The following is an 852-nucleotide window of genomic DNA, read 5'->3' on the forward strand; positions in this document are numbered from 1 at the left end:
CCAACGAAGACAGCGGGAGGAAGGAAGAAGGAGCAGGAAACAGCAAAGAGTGTTAGTAGTTCGTTGATAGAGAGTAGTGAAAAGTTTTTTTAGTTATAAAGTTTGCGAATGGACGACACTTACCACGCAACAGGAGAGAATGAACCCGAACTGTCATCTGCGAGGAAAAGAAGATGCAACTTCACTCCTTGTGATGCACGCTCTGCGGCGCTTTTCCTTCTGATGATATATCTCCCCAACGATGGCAGCAGTAGCACCAAATCCCATTCTGTGCATTCAGCCTCTCTTCTCGCCCGCTCAGCATCAAACACATGGAGTTCCTCATCTGTATGCTCCGGCTCAAACAGGTATGGCTCTGGGTCTGTGTCCGCTACAAGAAACTCTTCAAAATCGCGTTCAAAGTCGTCCATTGCAGCTACTATAGTCCGGAGATATTGCTAGGCTAAATAAACAGCTGAGCTCTGTTTACAGGCTACGCTGTCAGTCAGTGTGCGGGCTGGAGATTGGTGGAGCAGAGAGGGGAGGGCTGCCCCACTGGGTACTGTAAGTGAGTATGTGTGTATGAAGTGTGTGTGTTATGGTAGAAGAGTCAGAGTTTGGGACGGAGTCTTTTACCCCCTGGAGTGTTACCGGAGTTTTTGGAGTGTTCAAATAAATGGGCCTTTTTCCCGAACGCTCCTCTGGTCTCCTGCTCGTGAGTGATTCATTACAATATCGTAACATGGCTTAGATTTCTAAATAAACATTCACCTCGTCGCTAGATAGACCCACTCCTGAAAAACTCGTGCGCAAGACTTTCTGGCCCTACGAGGCCACCATCATTTACCCGACAGGAGGGGTGAGCAAGTGAGC

At 48.4% G+C, this 852-nt stretch carries 1 protein-coding gene; it reads right to left on the reverse strand.

Annotation, left to right across the window (positions count from 1 at the left end):
* Positions 1-119: 119 nt before the first annotated feature.
* Positions 120-410, reverse strand: a complete 291-nt coding sequence (locus tag R7E78_RS25485) for a hypothetical protein (RefSeq protein ID WP_318058521.1) — start codon at positions 408-410, stop codon at positions 120-122.
* Between the last annotated feature and the right edge of the window lie 442 nt (positions 411-852).

It is taken from the genome of Vibrio sp. YT-19(2023) (assembly GCF_033337395.1).

Excerpts from the sequence above, each read along its gene's own strand:
- R7E78_RS25485 (WP_318058521.1), bottom strand. The coding sequence starts at position 410 with ATGGACGACTTTGAACGCGATTTTGAAGAGTTTCTTGTAGCGGACACA.